The 3,465-nt window shown below is 48.1% G+C and carries 4 protein-coding genes and 1 tRNA gene; 2 read left to right on the forward strand and 3 right to left on the reverse strand.

Annotated elements, in window-relative coordinates; translation table 11 throughout:
* The coding region (locus tag RDN66_RS13850) for a hypothetical protein (protein ID WP_308537924.1) at positions 1-286 on the forward strand (286 nt) is incomplete at its 5' end.
* A gap of 408 nt (positions 287-694) precedes the next feature.
* Here the strand turns inward: RDN66_RS13850 and RDN66_RS13855 are convergent.
* The gene (locus RDN66_RS13855) at positions 695-1,276 is read right to left on the reverse strand and encodes a nuclear transport factor 2 family protein (RefSeq protein ID WP_202216065.1); all 582 of its coding nucleotides are present in this window, start codon (positions 1,274-1,276) and stop codon (positions 695-697) included.
* A 108-nt stretch (positions 1,277-1,384) separates the two neighbouring features.
* Between RDN66_RS13855 and RDN66_RS13860 the strand changes: the two genes are divergently transcribed.
* Positions 1,385-2,260: a LysR substrate-binding domain-containing protein gene (locus tag RDN66_RS13860; protein WP_202216066.1), complete on the forward strand. Its 876-nt coding sequence runs from the start codon at positions 1,385-1,387 to the stop codon at positions 2,258-2,260.
* A gap of 53 nt (positions 2,261-2,313) precedes the next feature.
* Here RDN66_RS13860 and RDN66_RS13865 read toward each other — a convergent pair whose 3' ends face one another.
* Both RDN66_RS13865 and RDN66_RS13870 read right to left on the reverse strand, forming a co-directional pair.
* A complete protein-coding gene (locus tag RDN66_RS13865; protein WP_202216067.1) occupies positions 2,314-3,030 on the reverse strand; it encodes a hypothetical protein in 717 nt (238 codons plus the stop codon).
* 318 nt (positions 3,031-3,348) lie between these two features.
* A tRNA-Ser gene (locus RDN66_RS13870) sits at positions 3,349-3,436 on the reverse strand.
* Positions 3,437-3,465 lie beyond the last annotated feature (29 nt).

A 3,465-nucleotide genomic window follows, 5' to 3' on the forward strand; every position in this document is an offset into this window, starting at 1 on the left:
CGCGGAGAATACTGATGATCTGTTCGTCGGAAAAACGCTTCTTCATGGGGATGTCCTCATGTGGCTTATGAAGACATTACTAACATCGGGGTGTACTAATCAACGGGGAGCAGGTCATCAGCGCAAACCATACCCAACTGCCATGGTGGATAAGGTCGAAGATGCCGTCGAGTTCTCGGATCAGCATGGCCATAAAGAAGCCAGCAATCAAGACATTGCATTGGCGCATGTCGGGTTGCTTACGTGCAGCGACGAGGTGAATCAGGACGATAAGGAAGAGGATTGACTCCTGAACAATCTCAGTGAGCGAGATTTCAGACAGGCTATTTTTGAGAATATTGACATCGATATGTAGGCATAGAATAGCAACACTGGTCGCCAGCGATAAAAACAAGCAGCGCAAAAACAAATTAACTAAAATCATAATAGTCACGGTCTTTTAATAAACCAGTAGTTTATATTACAGACCACAACAAAACTTACCCTTATGTGTCACAACGGCCTCCAAATTTAACAATTATTGCGTTATTCAAGAGCAATAATTAATGCCGCCATGACACAGGAGATATATTTTAGTATGAGAATCTACTGAGGAATATATTAAGTTCGGTATAAATCCCTCATTGTCAGGGAATATTTTTCAAACATTCAGCGCGGCTCGCATCGGCGATAGCCGCGCATGAATGCCCGTGCATCAGGCCGCAAGCCAGCGCAGCCCTTCCGCCTTCATTCTGGTTTCCAGCTCGCTGCCGCGGGTAGCAAAAACGCGACCCAGAGGGAACCCGCTCTTTTCCAGCAAATAGGCCAGCGGCGCATATTCGCGAGGATAACGGGCAACCACGCCAGGGTCTATCTCTACCCAGCCCTGTGGGAAGGTGAATGTGCCCATGTCGTAAACGCTCTGGCGATGAAACAGCTTCCACACGCCATCACGTTTTTCCGCCAGATCGAAAAAGCGGTTATGGCATTCGCAACCGATATTCAGTTTAACGTTCTCGGCAATAATCACCGCGTTAGTTTCCAGCGTGGCTTTGGTTCCTTCGGCATTGAAGGTAATGCGGGGTAAGGTAATGAGATGCTTGGTGCGCAGGTCTGACGCTCCCATACGCATCGAGCCGTCGACAAAATCGCTCGCCAGCCCTTCAAACCAGGTGATCTCAATGGTGCCGTCCGGATGAAAGAGATCCCGTAGCTGCGCCCATTCGCCAAGATCGCGATGAATCCATCCGTTGACCAGGTCATTAAGCTGTTGACGATCGTTATGTTGAATCTGCATGAAGGTATCTCCAGTAAGGTAGTGGAATGAGTGTGCTGGCGGGAGCAATGCAATTCAAATATATTGATATTACCGATTCATCATTTTTAATGATTAATAGCAATCACTATGGAACTCCGTCATCTCCGCTATTTTCTGGCCGTTGCCGAAGAAGGTCATTTTGGCCGTGCCGCCGAGCGGCTCAACATCGTGCAACCGGCGCTCAGTATGCAAATTAAAGCACTGGAATCAGAACTGGGTGGCGCGTTGTTTATCCGTACCAGCCGACGCGTCGAACTTACCGAGGCCGGACAGTTAATGTTAACGGAGGCCAAACGAACATTAATGCAGGCGGAGTATGCTCGCCAGACCGTAGCGCGATCGCTGCGCGGTGAGACAGGACGAGTGCGGGTTGGCTTTGCCGGGAACGCAATCTTTAGCGGCAAGATGACGGCTGACCTACGCGAATTTCACCATGCCTATCCGGATGTTGAACTGGTGATTGAAGAGATGGCCCCTCAATCACAGGTAGATGCGATTCTGGCCGGCCAGCTTGACATCGGTTACACGCCCGATAACAGCAAAACCGCCACGCCGGGTATTATCGCGCACCCTATCGGGCGCTGGGCGTTTCTGGTGGCCTTCGTCGACGATCACCCACTGGCCTCGCATACGCGTATTTCCCCCGAGCAGCTTGCCGGGGAAGCGCTCATTCTTTATGAGGCGCACGATATTCATGAACGGCTTTTTTTATTACTGAAAGAAAGGATGGGTGACCGACTGAATATCGCGCAGCGCTCCAGCAGCACGCTAAGCGTGCTCGCCATTGCCGCTGCCGGGCTGGGTGTGGCGTTGATTCCTGCCCCATTAGAGCAGGTACACATTCCAGGCCTGACCTATCGCCCTCTCGATGATATTGAACTGAGCGCCAATTTGATGCTGATTTCTCGTGGGCAGGAGCCGAGTGCAGCGGTAAAGGCATTTATTCGGGGAGCTAAGGGCTAGCAAGAAACCGAGCATTAAATATCATGGGGAGTCCCTTCCCCAGGCACGTTAGCCTACATGCTCTTTGCCGTACTGGTCGAACTAAGTGCCGCAATTAGCTTCGTTTTTTCTGCCGGTGAGTTAATTTTCTGGAAACAATCTGCGATAATTTTCTTAGCGACAGTTTGCGTTAACTCATAATTATTTTTTTCCCAGTCGCTAATGGGCCTTGTGCGCTCCGCTGAGAGCAGATCGCTACTCGAGCAGGTGTGATAATAATCACCGCTCTTTATTGTCGTTGAATAGAAGAAAGTATAATCACTGGTATCTAAGCCTTCGTACAAGAGCTTATATTTATACGGCTGGATAATAATTTCTTTATTTACATTAGAGGGGATATCAGCGCTAGCCAGAAGCTCATCAAGCTCTGGGTTAACGTACTCCATCGTTCTGTTATGAACGCTGCCAACATAGGTTCCCTTTAGCTGGTCTTTACTAAACGTATCTACCTGCGAAGTCCCGCCACCCAACAATGCCGCAGCAAACTGCAGCGTTTTCAACGCGACAACCTTTGCATTATCAGATTTAGCGACCAGATTAAGCGAGTTATTCGTGTCTTCGATGATATCGCCATTGATTGCATTTTGCGTCAGGACTTCAATTTTGGAACCATTGCTGAGTTTAACAACTCTGGTATCGACAATCTTTGTCTTCGGCGGTTGGGTACTTGAACATGCACTCAGTGCAAGGCCAACAAAGGCCAGCAAGGTCATTTTATATTTATTTTCCATCGACAACACATCCCATATAGATCGTTAGTTTTACATTAAAAAAAACCAGATTATTCTTATCACATTTTTAATTTGCTAAAAGGCTAAACGCTTATTTTTGGTAGGGAAAAATCGACATTTTTGAACAATTTTATAGTTTCACAAGATGTGAACCTGCGGTGGCCTCAAATACAGCTAATAAATTTTAGTTAAGGATAAGTTAGGACTTTGTGGGGAATGCCGATGAGGTGAAGTGGGAAACGCCTGGTGATAAAGCACCGCCTGACTAGAAGACCCAAAGCAAAAAGGGCTTGTCTTTCGACAAGCCCTTTTCTAATTTGGCGGAAGCGTAGAGATTCGAACTCTAGAACCCTTTCGGGTCGCCGGTTTTCAAGACCGGTGCCTTCAACCGCTCGGCCACGCTTCCAATGAGGCGCACTATAAACATCCCGAACG

The sequence above is a fragment of the uncultured Kluyvera sp. genome (assembly GCF_902485085.1).
Classification (GTDB): Bacteria; Pseudomonadota; Gammaproteobacteria; order Enterobacterales; family Enterobacteriaceae; genus Kluyvera; species Kluyvera ascorbata.